This window comes from Pseudodesulfovibrio sp. 5S69 (assembly GCF_037094465.1).
Taxonomy (GTDB): domain Bacteria; phylum Desulfobacterota; class Desulfovibrionia; order Desulfovibrionales; family Desulfovibrionaceae; genus Pseudodesulfovibrio; species Pseudodesulfovibrio methanolicus.
The window spans coordinates 2,434,622-2,449,894 of the sequence record NZ_CP146609.1; the positions used below are offsets into that span (position 1 = coordinate 2,434,622).

10 protein-coding genes are annotated in these 15,273 nt (G+C 53.7%); all 10 read right to left on the reverse strand.

All coding sequences use genetic code 11. From position 1 onward, the window contains the following. Nucleotides 1-29 precede the first annotated feature (29 nt). The 10 genes from V8V93_RS11530 to V8V93_RS11575 all read right to left on the reverse strand — a co-directional run bounded on the left by V8V93_RS11530 (nucleotide 30) and on the right by V8V93_RS11575 (nucleotide 15,187). A complete protein-coding gene (locus V8V93_RS11530) occupies nucleotides 30-1,199 on the reverse strand; it encodes a Fic family protein (protein ID WP_011367014.1) in 1,170 nt (389 codons plus the stop codon). Nucleotides 1,200-1,283: 84 nt separating this feature from the next. After that, nucleotides 1,284-1,871, reverse strand: a complete 588-nt coding sequence (locus tag V8V93_RS11535) for a DUF2188 domain-containing protein (RefSeq protein WP_081428179.1) — start codon at nucleotides 1,869-1,871, stop codon at nucleotides 1,284-1,286. Further along, nucleotides 1,799-6,310, reverse strand: coding sequence for an acyl-CoA dehydratase activase (locus tag V8V93_RS11540; protein WP_011367013.1), 4,512 nt, complete (start codon nucleotides 6,308-6,310; stop codon nucleotides 1,799-1,801). Before V8V93_RS11540 ends, V8V93_RS11535 begins: the two co-directional genes overlap by 73 nt. After that, complete coding sequence (locus tag V8V93_RS11545; protein ID WP_011367012.1) at nucleotides 6,307-7,335, reverse strand: putative ABC transporter permease; 1,029 nt, start codon at nucleotides 7,333-7,335, stop codon at nucleotides 6,307-6,309. Before V8V93_RS11545 ends, V8V93_RS11540 begins: the two co-directional genes overlap by 4 nt. Then, on the reverse strand, nucleotides 7,332-10,406 hold the full coding sequence (locus V8V93_RS11550; protein ID WP_011367011.1) for an efflux RND transporter permease subunit: 3,075 nt from the start codon (nucleotides 10,404-10,406) through the stop codon (nucleotides 7,332-7,334). The genes V8V93_RS11545 and V8V93_RS11550 overlap by 4 nt, the downstream gene beginning before the upstream one ends. Further along, the gene (locus V8V93_RS11555; protein ID WP_011367010.1) at nucleotides 10,403-10,897 is read right to left on the reverse strand and encodes a hypothetical protein; all 495 of its coding nucleotides are present in this window, start codon (nucleotides 10,895-10,897) and stop codon (nucleotides 10,403-10,405) included. Before V8V93_RS11555 ends, V8V93_RS11550 begins: the two co-directional genes overlap by 4 nt. Continuing rightward, the gene (locus tag V8V93_RS11560; RefSeq protein WP_011367009.1) at nucleotides 10,887-11,894 is read right to left on the reverse strand and encodes a patatin-like phospholipase family protein; all 1,008 of its coding nucleotides are present in this window, start codon (nucleotides 11,892-11,894) and stop codon (nucleotides 10,887-10,889) included. Before V8V93_RS11560 ends, V8V93_RS11555 begins: the two co-directional genes overlap by 11 nt. Then, the gene (locus V8V93_RS11565) at nucleotides 11,881-13,098 is read right to left on the reverse strand and encodes an efflux RND transporter periplasmic adaptor subunit (protein ID WP_011367008.1); all 1,218 of its coding nucleotides are present in this window, start codon (nucleotides 13,096-13,098) and stop codon (nucleotides 11,881-11,883) included. Before V8V93_RS11565 ends, V8V93_RS11560 begins: the two co-directional genes overlap by 14 nt. Beyond that, nucleotides 13,095-14,570: a TolC family protein gene (locus tag V8V93_RS11570; RefSeq protein WP_011367007.1), complete on the reverse strand. Its 1,476-nt coding sequence runs from the start codon at nucleotides 14,568-14,570 to the stop codon at nucleotides 13,095-13,097. The genes V8V93_RS11565 and V8V93_RS11570 overlap by 4 nt, the downstream gene beginning before the upstream one ends. Next, a complete protein-coding gene (locus V8V93_RS11575; RefSeq protein WP_011367006.1) occupies nucleotides 14,567-15,187 on the reverse strand; it encodes a TetR/AcrR family transcriptional regulator in 621 nt (206 codons plus the stop codon). Before V8V93_RS11575 ends, V8V93_RS11570 begins: the two co-directional genes overlap by 4 nt. Between the last annotated feature and the right edge of the window lie 86 nt (nucleotides 15,188-15,273).

A 15,273-nucleotide genomic window follows, 5' to 3' on the forward strand; every position in this document is an offset into this window, starting at 1 on the left:
TTCGGTTCCCATAACCGAATCGAATTGACCTACCTGCCCGGCAGTTCCGTGCCGCGACTCATGATCTCGATATAGCCCGCATAGCTGAACAGGCGGTTGCGTTTCTGGGCGGTCAACTCCTTGACGATGCCGAGCTGCTCCAGATGACCGAGCGCCTTGTTGACGGTCGTTGGGGTGATGCCGGTTTTCTCCACCAGCGAGCCTGAGGTGGCGATGGGATGCTCCATCAGCGCCCGGTGAATCTGCAGCGTGGATGCAGCCGCCCGGCCGAGACCGCTGATCTTGTCGCGGTCCTGGTTCGAAAGGTCGAGAAGTTGCTGCGCCGTTTCCACCGCCTGGGTGGCGGTGACGATCACCGCCTCGGAGAAGAAGTCGAGCCAGGCTTCCCAGTCACCTGTCATACGCACGTTGTTGAGCAGCTCGTAGTAGTACTGGCGATGTGTTTTGAAATAGAGGCTGAGGTAGAGCATCGGCTCCCGCAGCACCTTCTGCTCGCACAAAAGCAGCGCAATCAGCAGACGACCGAGACGGCCGTTACCGTCCAGAAACGGGTGGATCGTCTCGAACTGCACATGGGCCAGCGCCGCCTTGAGCAGCACCGGGGTCGGCTCCGGCTGGTCATGGAGGAAGAGCTCCAGCTTGCTCATGCACTCCAGTACCTCTTCGGCCGGAGGCGGAACGAAAGCCGCATTGCCCGGCCGGGTGCCGCCGATCCAGTTCTGGCTGCGACGAAACTCCCCCGGGGTCTGATTGCTGCCACGCCCCTTGGTCAGCAGCACACCATGAATCTCGCGGAACAGCCGCAGCGACAGTGGCAGCCCCTCCTCCAGCAGGCGCAGACCATGGTCAAGGGCCGCAACATAGTTGCTGACCTCCCGCACGTCATCCAGCGGCACGCCGGGTTCCTGATCCAGCTCGAACAGCAGCAGGTCGGACAGCGACGACTGGGTTCCCTCAATCATGGAAGAAAGCACCGCTTCCTTGCGAACATACATGTAGAGGAACAGCGAGGTGTCCGGCAGCGGGGTCGAAACGCTATCCAGCCGCCCGAGCGCGAGCAACGCCTGGTCGAACTTGCTGCGCAGCTCCGGCGTCCAGTCGATGGGTGGACGTGGCGGCAGCGGCGCGGGCACGAAGGCCTGGGCCTTCTCACCCACCGTCGATATGGTCACGTATCTGCCTTGGAGTTCTCGCTTCATCCTGCCTGCCTCGAACCTAAAATAAGATTCGTCTTTATTTTATTTTAACCGAACATCCTAAAATAAAGGGCCGGTAAGGAAAAATCAAGCGGATTTCCTGAACGGCCACTTCGATTTCCTCAGACGAGCGTTCGACGTCGCAACGCATTTGCTAAAGGGCAATTTCGTTCCGTTCGGCATAGACGACAGCCTTGGCCTGGTCGCTGTGGCCATGCCGCTCAAGGAACGCATCAAAACGGCCCTGCATGGGGCGATAGTAATTCTCAAGCCAGCAATGCACTGGCAGTACAAAGTAGGTCTCGGGGCTGTAGCTATCCCTCTCGAAGAGCCAGATTTTCGCTGAAGCGATATCGATCTCCGGGTACTCCGTCTGCCAATGGGACTGGAGCTCCGCCGCTCGTGTGGAGCAAAGCCAGGTGATCTCGGAAAAGATGAGCTTTCCACGTTCTGGATCTTTCCATCCTTGCCGTGGATGTAGAACTCGGTGCCTTGATTCTGGCTGATCTTGCGCCCGGCATCGACGGCATCCTGCTTCTCGTTTGACGAGCGGAGGGTTATGCCCTCTGCCTTCTGACCGTCAAATTCAGCAATGCTGCAGGTTACATGCCGACCCAGCGCTTCATCTGCCGCGTCTTCTCCCACAGTCCCAGGTTGGACGCCCAGGCCCTCCATTTTTCGACCTCCAAAGACGTGTAGGCGTTGAAAGAATCCAGTTCGCGCGGCCATGCATCGGGAATGGCAAATCTTCGAGCGGTCTTCTGCGCCGGCTGTGTTCCCACCTCGCGGTCCACCTCTTCCCGTGCGGCTGTCACCATAAAATGGAGGCGGTTCATCATGTTGACCTCGCTTGCCCCTGCATCCATGTCCAGTGAAAGTAGGTTCAGATGAGGAAACATCTCCCTGAGTTTGTTTTCCATGCCCCGCCCGGTGATGTGGTTGGCAATGCAGCCGAAGGGCTGGAGACAGACGATGTTGTCGATTCCTTCATTGAGCATGGCGATCATTTCAGCCGTAAGAAGCCATCCTTCGCCAAACTGATTGGCCAAACTGACTACCTCGCCGGTTATCGCCGCCAGTTTTCTTAAGTCATGAGCCTTTCTGTAAAAACGAAATCCCTGCATAATCCGCTCGATTTGGCCGACATGGTAATTTGAGTATATCTCCAGCAGCCTGTACTTGATACGATCCGCCAAAGAACGTTTAAAAAAGGCCTTTTGGTCGTAGGTCTCATTGATAAAGCGCTGGGCGAAAAAATTCTGTATAGGAGGAAGAACCACTTCCACCCCCTGGCCGGACAGCCAGTCGATGATATTTCCGTTGGAGAAGAAGTTATATTTAACGAAGATTTCTCCAACGATCCCGACTCTTGGGACAGTCTTGTCGTTGATCTCAACCCGGTTGAAGTCCGCCACGGCCCTTTTCAGAAGATTGAGAAGATAATAATAATCTGCATTCTCGATACCTGTTTCCATTTCAAAGAGATATTTTTCATGCAGGTTCTTGGATGTCCCGGGCACCTTTTCCCTGACCATTGTTGATAAATACATCCTGGCCAGGGGATCGGCGAAAATAATTCCCAAGCCCATCCGTTTTATCAGCCCCATTTTATCTATTTTAAACCACGGTTGTGCATTGATTTCCTCATTGGATATAGCGATTATCGGAACCTCATCCAGGCCGGCGGCGGCCAGTGCTTTTTTGATAAGCGACACGTAAGAGGATGCCCGGCATTGACCGCCGGTTTGGGTCATGACGACAGCGGTTTTTTCAGGATCGTACCTGCCTGATTGAAATGCCTTGATAATGTCGCCGGCTACCAGGACAGAGGGGTAGCACATATCGTTGTTGATGGTTTTAAGTCCCCATTCAACCGACTCCCTGTCCTGGGGCGGAAGGACTTCAACCCGGTGACCGAAGGGCCTGAAAGCCGACGGGACCAGCGGTGAATAGAAGGGTGAAAAATAGGGGGCGATCAGGGTTCTCTTTCCGGACTTGCCCACAACCGCCCGGCCCGTTTGCATTGTGCCGCCCCCTACGGCTCTCGTTTTGCCGTTCTTTTCCTTCACCGCTTCCAGCATGGAGCGCAGTCTGATCCTGACGGCGCCCACGTTGACGATTTCATCCATTTTGATCAAGGTATGAATCTTCCCGCCATGGCGCAGAATTTCTTTGACCTCATCGGCCGAAATCGCATCCGGCCCACAGCCGAAAGAGGTCAACTGAACCATTTGGGCATTCGCCGTGTTTGTTACCCACCTTGCCGCTGCGTACAGCCTGTTGGCATAGCTCCACTGGGTCAGGACATTGACATCTTCCAGAGCGACGGTATCTGCATTCAGGGGAAGCGCGGTTTCACTGACGACGTCCACGCCGAGTTCCGTCAATACATCCGGAACACCGTGGTTGACAAGCGGGTCTGCATGGTAGGGTCGGCCGCAGAGGACAACGGTTGTCCGTCTCTCGGCCTCCGACCTGACCAGCAGCGTTTTCGCCATGGACCTGAGTTCCGTCTTGTAATTCGATTGCGCCTTGACGCCCTTTTCAACCCCTTCCGATATCGTGCGGTAATTGATTCCAAACCGCCTGAAGAACAGATAAAGCTGATCTTTCAGCAAACCGAAATCCTTAAAGCTGACAGATGGATTGTCCAGGGGGATTTTGAATTTTTTCTCTGGATTGACAGCACTCTTCAATAGATCGGGATATCCGGTAACCACCGGGCAATTATAACTGTTTAAGGCATCTGCGTATTCTTCTTCCTCATAGACGACGGTCGGATAGAACAGCCTGTCGATGTCTTTCCCGGCAAGATCGAAAATATGCCCATGGGCAAGTTTGGCGGGGAAACAGATGTTTTCCGACATGACAGTGGAAGACCCCTTTTCATATAATTGGAAATTGGACTCGGACGAGAGAACCACCCTGAAGCCGCATGTGGTCAAAAAGGCGCACCAAAAGGGAAAGTTTTCATACATGTTCAGGCAGCGGGGGATACCGTAGGTGAAAATCGGTTCGCCTTCGGGTTCCGTGTTTCGCTCAAACAGGAGCCTTATCTGATCATCAATCAGGTTCCTTCCTTTGCGTTGAGCATCCGGATTGTTGCTGAAGCGCCGCTCGCATCGGTTCCCTGTATAAAAATGGTTTCCGTTGCTGAAAGTCAGCTTCAAAACCCTGCACTGGTTTTCACATCCCCGGCAGCGGATTTCCTTTTTTGAAAAACCACTTCCCATCACCAATTTCTCAAAAACCAGGTCGTCGGTCTCCCGTCCCGGCCGATCCGGACCTTTCAGCGCTTCTTGCTGCGGAGCAACGGCCGCCACAACATGCGCACGATGATTGGCAAGGGCTGTCAGGGCCGCACCGTAGGCTCCCATCAGCTCGGAAATATCCGGTCTCATAACCTCCTTGTTCAGAAGCACCTCCAAGGCGCGTAATACGGCTGGATTTCGAAATGTTCCGCCCTGAACTACGATTTTGTCCCCCAGGACATCGACGTCCTTCAGCTTCAGCACTTTGTACAGAGCATTTTTGATAACCGAATACGCCAAACCTGCCGAAATGTCGCCGACCGTCGCCCCTTCCCGAAGGGCCTGCTTCACTTTGGAGTTCATGAAGATGGTGCAGCGGGTTCCCAGATCAAAAGGTGATTTGCTATCGCATGCAATCTCTGCGAATTCCTGGACACTATACCCTAGCGAACGGGCAAACGTCTCAATAAAGGAACCACATCCCGATGAGCAGGCCTCATTGATCTGAATTTCAGCCACGGCGTTGTCATGAATATAGATCGCCTTCATGTCCTGCCCGCCGATATCCAGAATAAAGGATACATCCGGCTCAAAGCGCCGCGCCGCCCGGTAATGCGCCATGGTCTCAACCAGGCCGTCGTCCAACCCGAAGGCGGTTCTTATGAGACTTTCACCATAGCCGGTGGCCGCCGTTCTGGTGATCCGCGGGGCAAAGCCGGCAGAAACAAACTTTTTTCTGAATTCAGCCAGTCCCTTTTTTACCGCCTGGATGGGATCGCCGTTGTTGGGGCCGTAATAGCTCAGAACCAGTTTGCCTTTCTCATCGACAAGGACGATCTTGGTGGTGGTTGACCCCGAATCCACACCTAAAAAAAGATCTTTTCCTTTTGCCTCAGGCAGGTCAATCCTGGGAACCAAATTTCGCTCATGCCTTTTTTGCCATATTTCAAATTCGTAATTGCTTGCAAACAGGGGGGGCAGCCTTTTGGTGCCGCTGTTGGTTGCACGGCTGACACCTCTCTCGGACATGGATAAAAAATTGCTGATCCGGCCCCGACATGGTTTGCCATTGCGCACCATGGCCGCTCCCATGGCGGGAAGCAGTTCCGGATGATCCGGAAGTACCAGGTCATCCGGATGCTCAATGCCGAGCAGATTTGCAAAGGCTTTCCGCAGGATTGGATAAAATGTCAGCGGCCCGCCTCCGATCAGTATTTTTCTTTCCATCTCCCGTCCACGGGACAAGGCGGTTATCACCTGAAGGGCGACCGAATGAAATATGGAAGCCGCCACATCTTCCCTGGATACATGGCGGCTCAGCAGGGCCTGGATGTCGGTTTTGGCGAAAACGCCGCACCGCGACGCAATCGGATAAATATTCGTGGCTTTTCCGGCCAGAACGTTCAGTTCCGCTACATCAACACCCAGGAGAACCGCCATTTGATCGATAAAAGCACCGGTCCCGCCGGCGCAACTTCCGTTCATCCGGATATCGGGGCGGCCACTGCCGTCAAAGAATATTATTTTGGAGTCTTCTCCGCCGATTTCGATAAATGTCCTGGCTTCGGGGAAAAACTTTTCGATGACGTGCGCGGAGGCCACCACTTCCTGCACGAACGGCAGGCCGAAGAATTCGGCCGCACCCATCCCCGCCGATCCGGTAACCGCCAAATCAAGCTCCACGTCGCCAAGTTTCTCAAGGGCGTCATTGAAAATACGCCGTGTTGTTTCCACTGTTTTGCCCTGATGACGACAGTAGCGGAAAAATACCATGCCACCCTCTTTATCCAGGATAACCGCCTTGGCTGTAGTTGAACCGATATCGATCCCGGCAAAATAGAGACTTTCTGCATGGTTCTTCATCTTTTTTCATCTCCCGGTTCCGGATGAACGCAACGGGAGGCCGCCTCTGTGGGTTTGTCTTGTTTCTTCATGCTCAGATAGTCCCTTGCAGAGCAAAAGGTATCCACCAGAGAAACCACCAGCGATTCCATATGGCGCGGCGGTATAACAGTAAGCGGCCACATGTGTTTTTTAATAATATCCGCTTCTTTTTCGGTAAGACCGGTGATGCTGCGGGCGTTCTCAAGAGCGATAGTATGGTGCCGGAAACCGTGCAGCCTGGGTCCGTCATGCAGCCAGTCATAGTAGAAAAGATCGTGCAGCAACGCACCCCGGATAATCGCCCGGGTGTCAAGGGAAAGTCTTTTTCCCCAGCGAAAGCTCAGGCAGGCCACCTCCTCCACATGATCCAATCGGGTTTTCCCCCTGTGATGGTTATACTGCGCCAGTTTTGCAACCTCCGGCAGATCGAGAAGCGGCCTTGCCGTGTTGACGAATTCCGCCTCCATCAGAGTTTTCTCTTCCGGCGTCAGGCGGAGGAAACGCCCGGCTGCAACCGCCAGGAAATCCATCGACATGATTGAGATCGTTGCTCCGGCCACTATCCACTTGAAGACCGGTGAAAGCAGGACGAGCATGCTTTGATAGGGGGGCAAAACGGCATATTCAAAAGCGAAGGCCAGCAGTATCCAGTACAGGGAGAATTTTAGACAGATGTGCCCCCTGTAATTAAATCTTTGGTCCGAATAGTCCCACAGACGGATCTGGAAAAAGTATTGAGCAACCAATCCGGAGCCGAATTCGAGTCCGGTTGTGATTATGAAATAAGCGAAGGCCTTGGTTCCCCAATTGGATTCCTGCAGCAATGAAACCGCTGCCATAAGCATCACTGCGCCGGCACCGTAAAGGATGAGATACGGCCCCTTCAGGAGGCCGGGATTGACGAACCGCTTGTCACGCACGGAACGATAGGAGACCTCCAGCATCCATCCAAGAATGGAAAAAAAGGAGAAAGAAAAGAAGAAGTTTACAACATCGGCCGTCATTTTGCTTTACCCCGGTGAACCAGCGAATACATTAGCGGCACCAGAATCAATGTCACAAGGCCGCTGACCGACAGTCCCCCAATGACCGTGATGCCCAGTGCATTCCATATTTCAGAGCCTTCCCCTCTGGAAAGGGCTAATGGGACCATGCCGAATATGGTGGTCAAACTCGTCATGAGCACCGGCCTCAGGCGTGTTTTTCCGCCCGTGACCACCGCTTCGTTTAGCGTCATCCCACCTGCTCTCAGTTGCTTGGTATAATCCACGAGCACAATGGCGTTCTTTACAACAATGCCCATGAGCATGATTACCCCGATGAAGCTCATCAGGTTGAGCGGAGTGGCCGTGGCAACGAAGGCCCATATCACTCCGGCGAAGGCGAAAGGAACCGAAAACATGATGATGAATGGATCAACGAAATCCTCGAACTCCCCTGCCATGACCATGTAGACAAGGACTATTCCCAGAATCAAAAGGAGGGTCAGGTCGCGGAACGCTTTTCGCTGTTCCTCCACCTCCCCGCCCCATTCGATGGAAACGCCGGGAGGCAGGTCAAGAGAGGCCATCTTTTCTCGAACATCCCGTACCACATCCCCCAGAACCCTGCCCTGGACGCCCGCCTGAACCTTTGTGACGCGGGTCCTGTTTTTCCGGTCGATCTCCACGGGCCCAAAGGTTTCCCGAACAGACGCGACGTTCCGGAGCTTAATGGTCTGACCGGTCAGGGTGGTGATGGGGGTTTCCCCGATTTCACGAATCGTTTCCCGCTGGTCTTTTTTCAGTCGCAACTCGATGTCGAAGTCGTCACCCGCCTCCCGGAACTTCGTATCATCGAATCCATAGTAGTTGGTCCTCAATGCGTCGGCGACAAGCGCCACATTCAATCCCAGGGATGCCGCCTTATCCCGGTCAAGACAAATCCGCACTTCCGGCCGTGGTCTCTTTCTGCTGACAGAGACATCCACTGCGCCGGGTGTGGTTTCCACGATGCGCTGGATCTTTGCGGCGGCTTTGTCGGTCGTCTCGATATCATGGCCCAGAATATCGATGCTGATAGGCCGGCCGCCTCCCAGGAACGCCTTTTGGATGACGCTTACGGCGCTGGCGGAAAAATTCTCAACGCCCGGCAGTTTTATGACCTGCTCACGAAGCTCCGAAGCGACCTCCTTGGCATGGCGACTCCGTTCTTTTTTATCAATGAGACGCCCTCCGATGCGACCGATGCCGGTTCCCTCTTCAAAACCGAGGGCTGTTAAAAATCCTTTCTTGGTCTGACCTGCCAGGGCATAGGAGGCTTCCATTTCCGGAATGGCGTTCACCGCGTTGAGCATTTCTTCCGTGGTTCCGGCCGTGACCTCCACTCGGGTGCCCTGCGCCATCTCCAGGACCACCTCCACTTCCCCCGAATCCACTTCGGGGAAAAATTCCGTACCGACCAAAGGAATCAGTGCCAGACTGCCGATAAATACAATAACTATAAGTGAAAGCAAAATGTTACGGTGCCTTAGTCCCCATCCCAGGACGTGAGAATAACCGGCTTCGATTCCATTCAGCAAACGCTCGCTCCATACAAATACCGGATTGAGCTTTCTTTGATCCCGTGAACGGAGCAAACGGGAAGCAGCCATGGGGGTCAACGTCAATGAAATGAAAAGCGAGGCCAGAATCGTAATCAAGATCATGAACGCCAACTGACCAAAGATGATGCCGGCGATCCCTTTCACTAAGAGAAGAGGGGCGAAGACAGCTACAATGGTCAATGTTGACGCGGCTACCGCCATACCCACTTCGGATGTTCCCTCCACGGCGGCCAACTGCGGAGGCTTGCCATCGTCCACATGCCGCACGATGTTTTCAAGTACGACGATGGCATCGTCCACCACCATTCCCACAGCAATGGCAAGACTCATCATGGAAATGACGTTGATGGTATAATCCATGACGAAGAGGCCGATAAAGGCGACGATAATCGAAAAAGGAATTGCCATTGAGACGACCAGGCTGGTGCGAAACCGCCGGAGAAACAGGAAACAGACGACAATGACCAAAAGGCCTCCGACGACGGCGGCTTCGGTCAAACTATTGATCATCGCATAAATGTGATCTGAGTTATCCAGAATCCCGTGGATTTCGATATCCGCCGGCACTTCGGTCTTCAGTGTCTTGAGGCGATCTTTTATGGCTTCGATCACGTTGACGGTGTTGGTCCCGGACTGCTTCTGAATAATCAAGGCAATCGCAGGAAGCTTGCCGGAACGCGCCCACTCCTGCGGCTCCTCAAAGGCATCGGTGACCGTGGCCACGTCTCTGAGCCGCACAAGCGCGTCGCCGTTGCTTCCGATCACCGTATTTGCGATTTCCGCTGCATCCCGATAGCGCCCCGCCACTCTGATCTGGAGTTCATTCCTCCCGATCTTGACGGTGCCCACCGGAAGGTTCAGGTTTTCAGCGGCGAGAACATTTCTGATCTGCTGGACGGAAATGTGATAAGCATCTATTGCTTCGCGGTCGAAATGCACATTGATCTGTCTTTCCTGACCGCCGATATAGACGACAGCGCCCACGCCGGGCACACGCTTCAACGGATCGGCGATCTGCTTGTCCACAATTCTGTAAAGATCGGGACTGCTTTCTTCCGCCGTCACCGTCATGATGAGCACCGGCACCATGGAACTGCTGAACTTGAAGATAAAGGGGTCTTCCGCTCCATCGGCAAGGTCCGGCTTGGCAAGATCGATCTTCTCCCGGATATCGTTGACCGCAACATCCAGGTCGGTGCCCCAGTTGAATATGCAATTGACGATGGCGATGTTGTCTTTGGACTTTGACTCCAGCCGGTCGAGATTCGGTGTGGTGGAAAGCTGGTCTTCCAGGTACTTGGTCACCTCCGACTCAACATCCGTGGCGGAAGCCCCCGGATAGGGTGTGATGACACTCACGGCCGGAGGTTCAATATCCGGCAACAAGTCGAGGTTGAGCCTGAAAAAAGCCACGCAACCCAGCAATGTAATGGCAGCGAAAACCATAACGGTCGTGACCGGCCTGCGGACGGATATCTCCGGTAATTTCATTTCTGTTCCCCTTGCTTGTCGTCACCGTCAGCTTCAAAAAAGTCGACTTCCGTCTTAAGGTCCCGAAGGCATTTGCTTTGCTCGTGCGAACATATCCTGGCCCAGGCAATAACGCTGATCCAACCTGCTGCGACAAGAGAAAGGATAGCGGCGGTTTTTCCAGGAAAATGGGTTGTGATGGCCCAGATTGCCAGTGCCCCAGATGTGATTCCAACAATCAGCCAGACGAATAGATGGCAAGTGCACGGATCACGATCAGGGACCGGAGGAGAGAACCAAATCCGTTCCCCGATCTCAGTCCGTTCGAATTCTGCGTCATCAAGGTTTGTTTCAATTATCCTGTTCTTGAACTTGACAACGACAATCTTCCTTTCGGGCCGTCCACTGAATGATTCCATTCTTTTTTTCTCGATCACTTCTCCTTTGACCCTCAGAGAACGCAGACGATCAACGAGGCGTTTTTCTTGTAACTGACAAATATTAATTCCCATCTTCCGTCCTCCCCGGTAAAAAACCTCCTGGCAAATCTCTTTTGGCGGCACACTTCCATCTTTCTTTGAGCTGCACCATGGCTTCTCGGTACCCCTCGGCAATGGCCTCCTCGGCCCGATGGAATTCGAGAAAACGAACATCCCCCAGCTTCGGCCGAATCAGCAGATCGGGCGGATCGGTTGCCAATCTTGTTGCGGTGATCTGCACTTCCATAATATTGATTGCAGTCGTCAACACATCAAAGATATTTGGCACGGGGTCCCTTTGCAGCCACTGGCGCACTTGCGATAACGCGGGCGAACCGAATTCGCTGAGCCTGTTGGTCAGATCCTGCGCGATTCTCCATTCTGCGGGCTGGGGCTGAACAACCATACCTGCCACCGATGAATCAACCGGAGCGATGCCGGCGGTACTCCTTTTGTCGATAATGTCATGGTTCAAATCAACAGCGATGACGTAATCCGCTCCCATTTTCCTGACAGCGCTCACCGGCACGGGGTTGACCAGCCCTCCATCCACCAGAAAGCCGCCGTTTTTCCTGACCGGCGTGAAAATGCCCGGAACCGAGATGCTCGCGCGGATTGCCTCTATGAGGTCCCCTTTGTTCAACACGACCTCACGACCCGTGGCCAGGTCGGTGGCAACCGCGCAATAGCGGAGAGGTAATTCTTCAATGTTCATTTCTCGAACATGAGAACGAAAGAAATCGCTGATCTTCTTTCCATCAATGAGTCCCGACCTCGGAAAAGTTACATCCAGGAAGGAAACAATCTGTTTCCAGTCGAGCTGACGGGCAAAATTTTCCAGCACATCCATTTTGCCAAGGGCACATGCGGCCCCTACCAACGAACCAATGCTGGTGCCGGCGACGTACCTGATTTCTATTCCTGCCTCAGCTAGTGCCTGCAATACACCGATATGAGACCATCCCCGTGCGGAGCCGCTACCCAGAGCCAGGCCGATATTTTTCGGAAAACCTGAGCTATCGTCCGACATGTTCACCGCCGTTCTTCTTGAAAAGTTGTCCCCCAGAGTTATCCGTCCCATTCTTGTTCAAAATATCTTGCACGCTTACCTCCATGCCTGACTGTAAACGTCCCGCTCCGCTGGTGACCACTTTGTCATTCTCAACCAAGCCGCCCATCACTTCGGCAAATTGGTCATCCATGGCCCTAATTTCGACCGTTCGCTTATGGGCCTTATTTCCTTCCACCACAAAAACGTAATAGGTGCCGCTGCCGGGGAGGCGTTGCAAGGTTTCACGGGGAACGGCAAGGGACCTTCTTTTCTCTGCCGAAAGCTTCACCCTGGCATACATTCCGTCCACCAACTTCCCGGACGGATTCGGCACCTCGATTCTCATGCGGAAAGTACGCGTCTTTCGGTCCACCAATGGATTGATAACGGTTACTTTCCCTGAATACTCATGTCCCGGGAAGGCGTCTGTCGTGATCAGCGCAACAGTTCCAACGACAATCCGGCCAATGTCTGCTTCCGGCAAATCGACATCCAGGTTCAGAGATGTTTGGTCCACGATTAGCAGAAGTCGGCCGCCGGGAGCGACCGCCTGACCGATTTCCACATTTCTCTCCACGACAGCGCCGCCGATAGGCGATCGGATATCTGCATCCTTGAGATGTTCCAGCGCTGTCTCCAAGGCGGCCTTTGCCTGGTCCCTCTGTGCTCGGGCGTAGAACACCGCTTCCTTGGCGCTTTTAAAGGCCGCTTCTGATGCATCAAAGCGACTTTGCGGAATCACTTTTTCCTTCAGCAGTTCGATTGCGCGTCGGTATTCTTTCTCGGCCTGTTCAAAATGGGCTTCAGCCTGCGGAACTGCTGCTTCCGCAGCTGCTAGCGCCGCCCGGGCCTGCTTGACGCCGAGATCATAGTTTGTTCTGTCCAGTTTTATAACGACCTCACCGGCATTGACGCGCTCACCGATATCAACCAGAACCCGGCTCACCGTTCCTGCCACCTTGGGGCTTAGCGGACTCGTGTCTCGGGCTTTCAAGGTGCCGACGGCGCTGATTTCATCAGCGAATTCGTGCGGGACAACAGATGCGATTGTGACAGGCAACGCCTTGCCCGCCGCGTTCGGATCTTCATCTTTTTGCCATTGCTTCCTGGAAACTTGGACAGCCAAGAACGCAATAACAGCAGCCGCAATAGCAATGGATATATAGACTCCTCTTCGTCTCATTCGGCAGACTCCTTTTCCTTGATATCAGGCGGCTCTATCACCATTACGCCCACCGCTCGATGAAGGGCGGCAAGGGCAACGTTGTAATCAAAAAGAGCCTGTGTGTGATTCGCTTCAGCTCGACTTAAGGCCGTACGAACGTCCAGCACGTCGGTATTTGTGCCTTCTCCTGCCCGGTAGCTGGCTCTTGCCAGGCGGTAAGCCTCCCTGGCTGTCTTCAGTGCACTCTCAGCCGCATCGATATTCTTTTCTGCTTTTCCGAGGTCCAGGAAGGCTTGGCGCACTTCAAGACGAATGCGATCTGTCGTTTTATCTCGCTGGATTTTTACCTGAGCCCGTTGCGATCCCGCCTCTCTGACCTTGGCAGCGGTTTTCCCCCAATTCCAGAGGGGAAACTGCGCCCCTATTCCAACCGTCCAATGCTCTCCGCCTTCCAGATCCCGAAAATCGCCTTCCATATATTCGTAACGCCCTTCCAGGGCAATGGTAGGCAGGTATTCTCCCCTGGCCGCTTTAAGCGCCTGCTCCGCAGCTGCCATTTTGGAATCCATTGCAGACAGTTCGGGACGTTGCGAAAGGGCCAACTCGGTGAGAGACGAAAGATCCGCCCCCGGCCCGGGCGACCGCACCAAGGCTTCCGTCAAACGGACTGATTCTTCAAGGGGCATGCTCAGCAAGTTCTTAAGTGCAGAATATGCCAGGTCGACGGCGTTGTCAGCGCCATTCAGATCTTTGCGGGCATTGGCAAGTTCCGTTCGGGTGCGAAGCAGGTCAATTTCCGGATTCGCCCCTTTCTCCACCAGAATCGCCACGTCATGTTCATGCACATTGAGAAGATCGACGGCCTCCACGGCAACACCTTGAAACGCTTCGGCCAACTGTGCGGTCCGATAAGCGCGTGTAACCTGGAAAACGACTTCCTCTTCAACGGCCCTGTTCTCTTGAGCTTGAGCGTCTCGTGAATACTGGGATGCCTTGCGCGCCGCATTCAATCGCCCTCCCGTGAAAATGGGCTGCCGGATGACGAGCCCCGCCTTGTATTGATCACGATCCATGAAGGTCAATGATTGCGGTCCCATTGCAAAACTCAACTCCTCGTCCAGTCGTGTATAGGAAGCCTCCGCCCCCAAAAATGGGAGCATAGCCGATCTGGCCTGAGTTATCTTTGTATTGGCTTGAGTCAGGGCTTCCCGTGTAAGGCGGATATCGTAATTCTGTTGCAACGCTATTTTCAGGCAATCGCTTAACGAAAGGTGTATATTGCCATCCTTTTCGAGCTTGCGAAGCTCCTCAACGGGAGCAGAGGGACGATTGCCTTCTATTTCCGGCGATTTTTCGGCGATTGCATCGGAATGGCCGTGCAACGGCTCGGCGGCAGCGCTAATAGAAATACAACCCGCTGTCAGCAGCAATCCACCTCCCACCAGAAGCATAACCATGGTGCGAGCTGTTATCCTTAAGGCTTTTTTCATTCGGCCATCACCCCTTTGAGAAACATGTCACTGATCACCGGGGCATTCGCCTTGTATGAATGCCGTTCCGGATCTTCCAGCCAACAGAAGAGAAAAGCGTTGGTGATTCCCTCCAGGGCCACGGCCATATAGTAGGGGTTCAGATCGCGAAGCACGTTTTTGCGAATACCTTTTTCCAGTGTCGAAGCCAGTTGCTCTACCAGTTCGTCATAAAGCTTGCGAATGTCCTGATCGAGACCGGCCTTGATGTTGAAACTCGCACCCCGCGTTTCAGCAAAATAGAGCCGCAACGTGGCAACGTCATCGGCAAAGATCCCCGCTTTAGCGGAAATGTAGTCTTTGAGAATAGTCAGGACGTCACCTTCCCTCGAAAGGACTCCGCTCAGGGTATGATGATATTCCGCTGCCTTTTCCATCATGAGGGCCTTGTAGAGGTGCTCCTTGTTCTTGAAGAATTTGTAAAGCGTTCCGATGGCAAACTCTGCTCTTTCTGCAATCTCGTGCATGGATACGTTGTGGTATCCTTTCTTCGAGAAAAGCTCGAGTGCAGCGGCAAGCATCTGCCGACGATGTCTGCGTTTTTCTCTTTCCCGACGTGGGAGCTTCTCATCTTGCATTGCCTGACCTCCGTTTCCTTGGCAGCATAGAACATTTAAAAACGTGACGGCATGTTCATTTTATGACGTTATATTCTAACCAATAC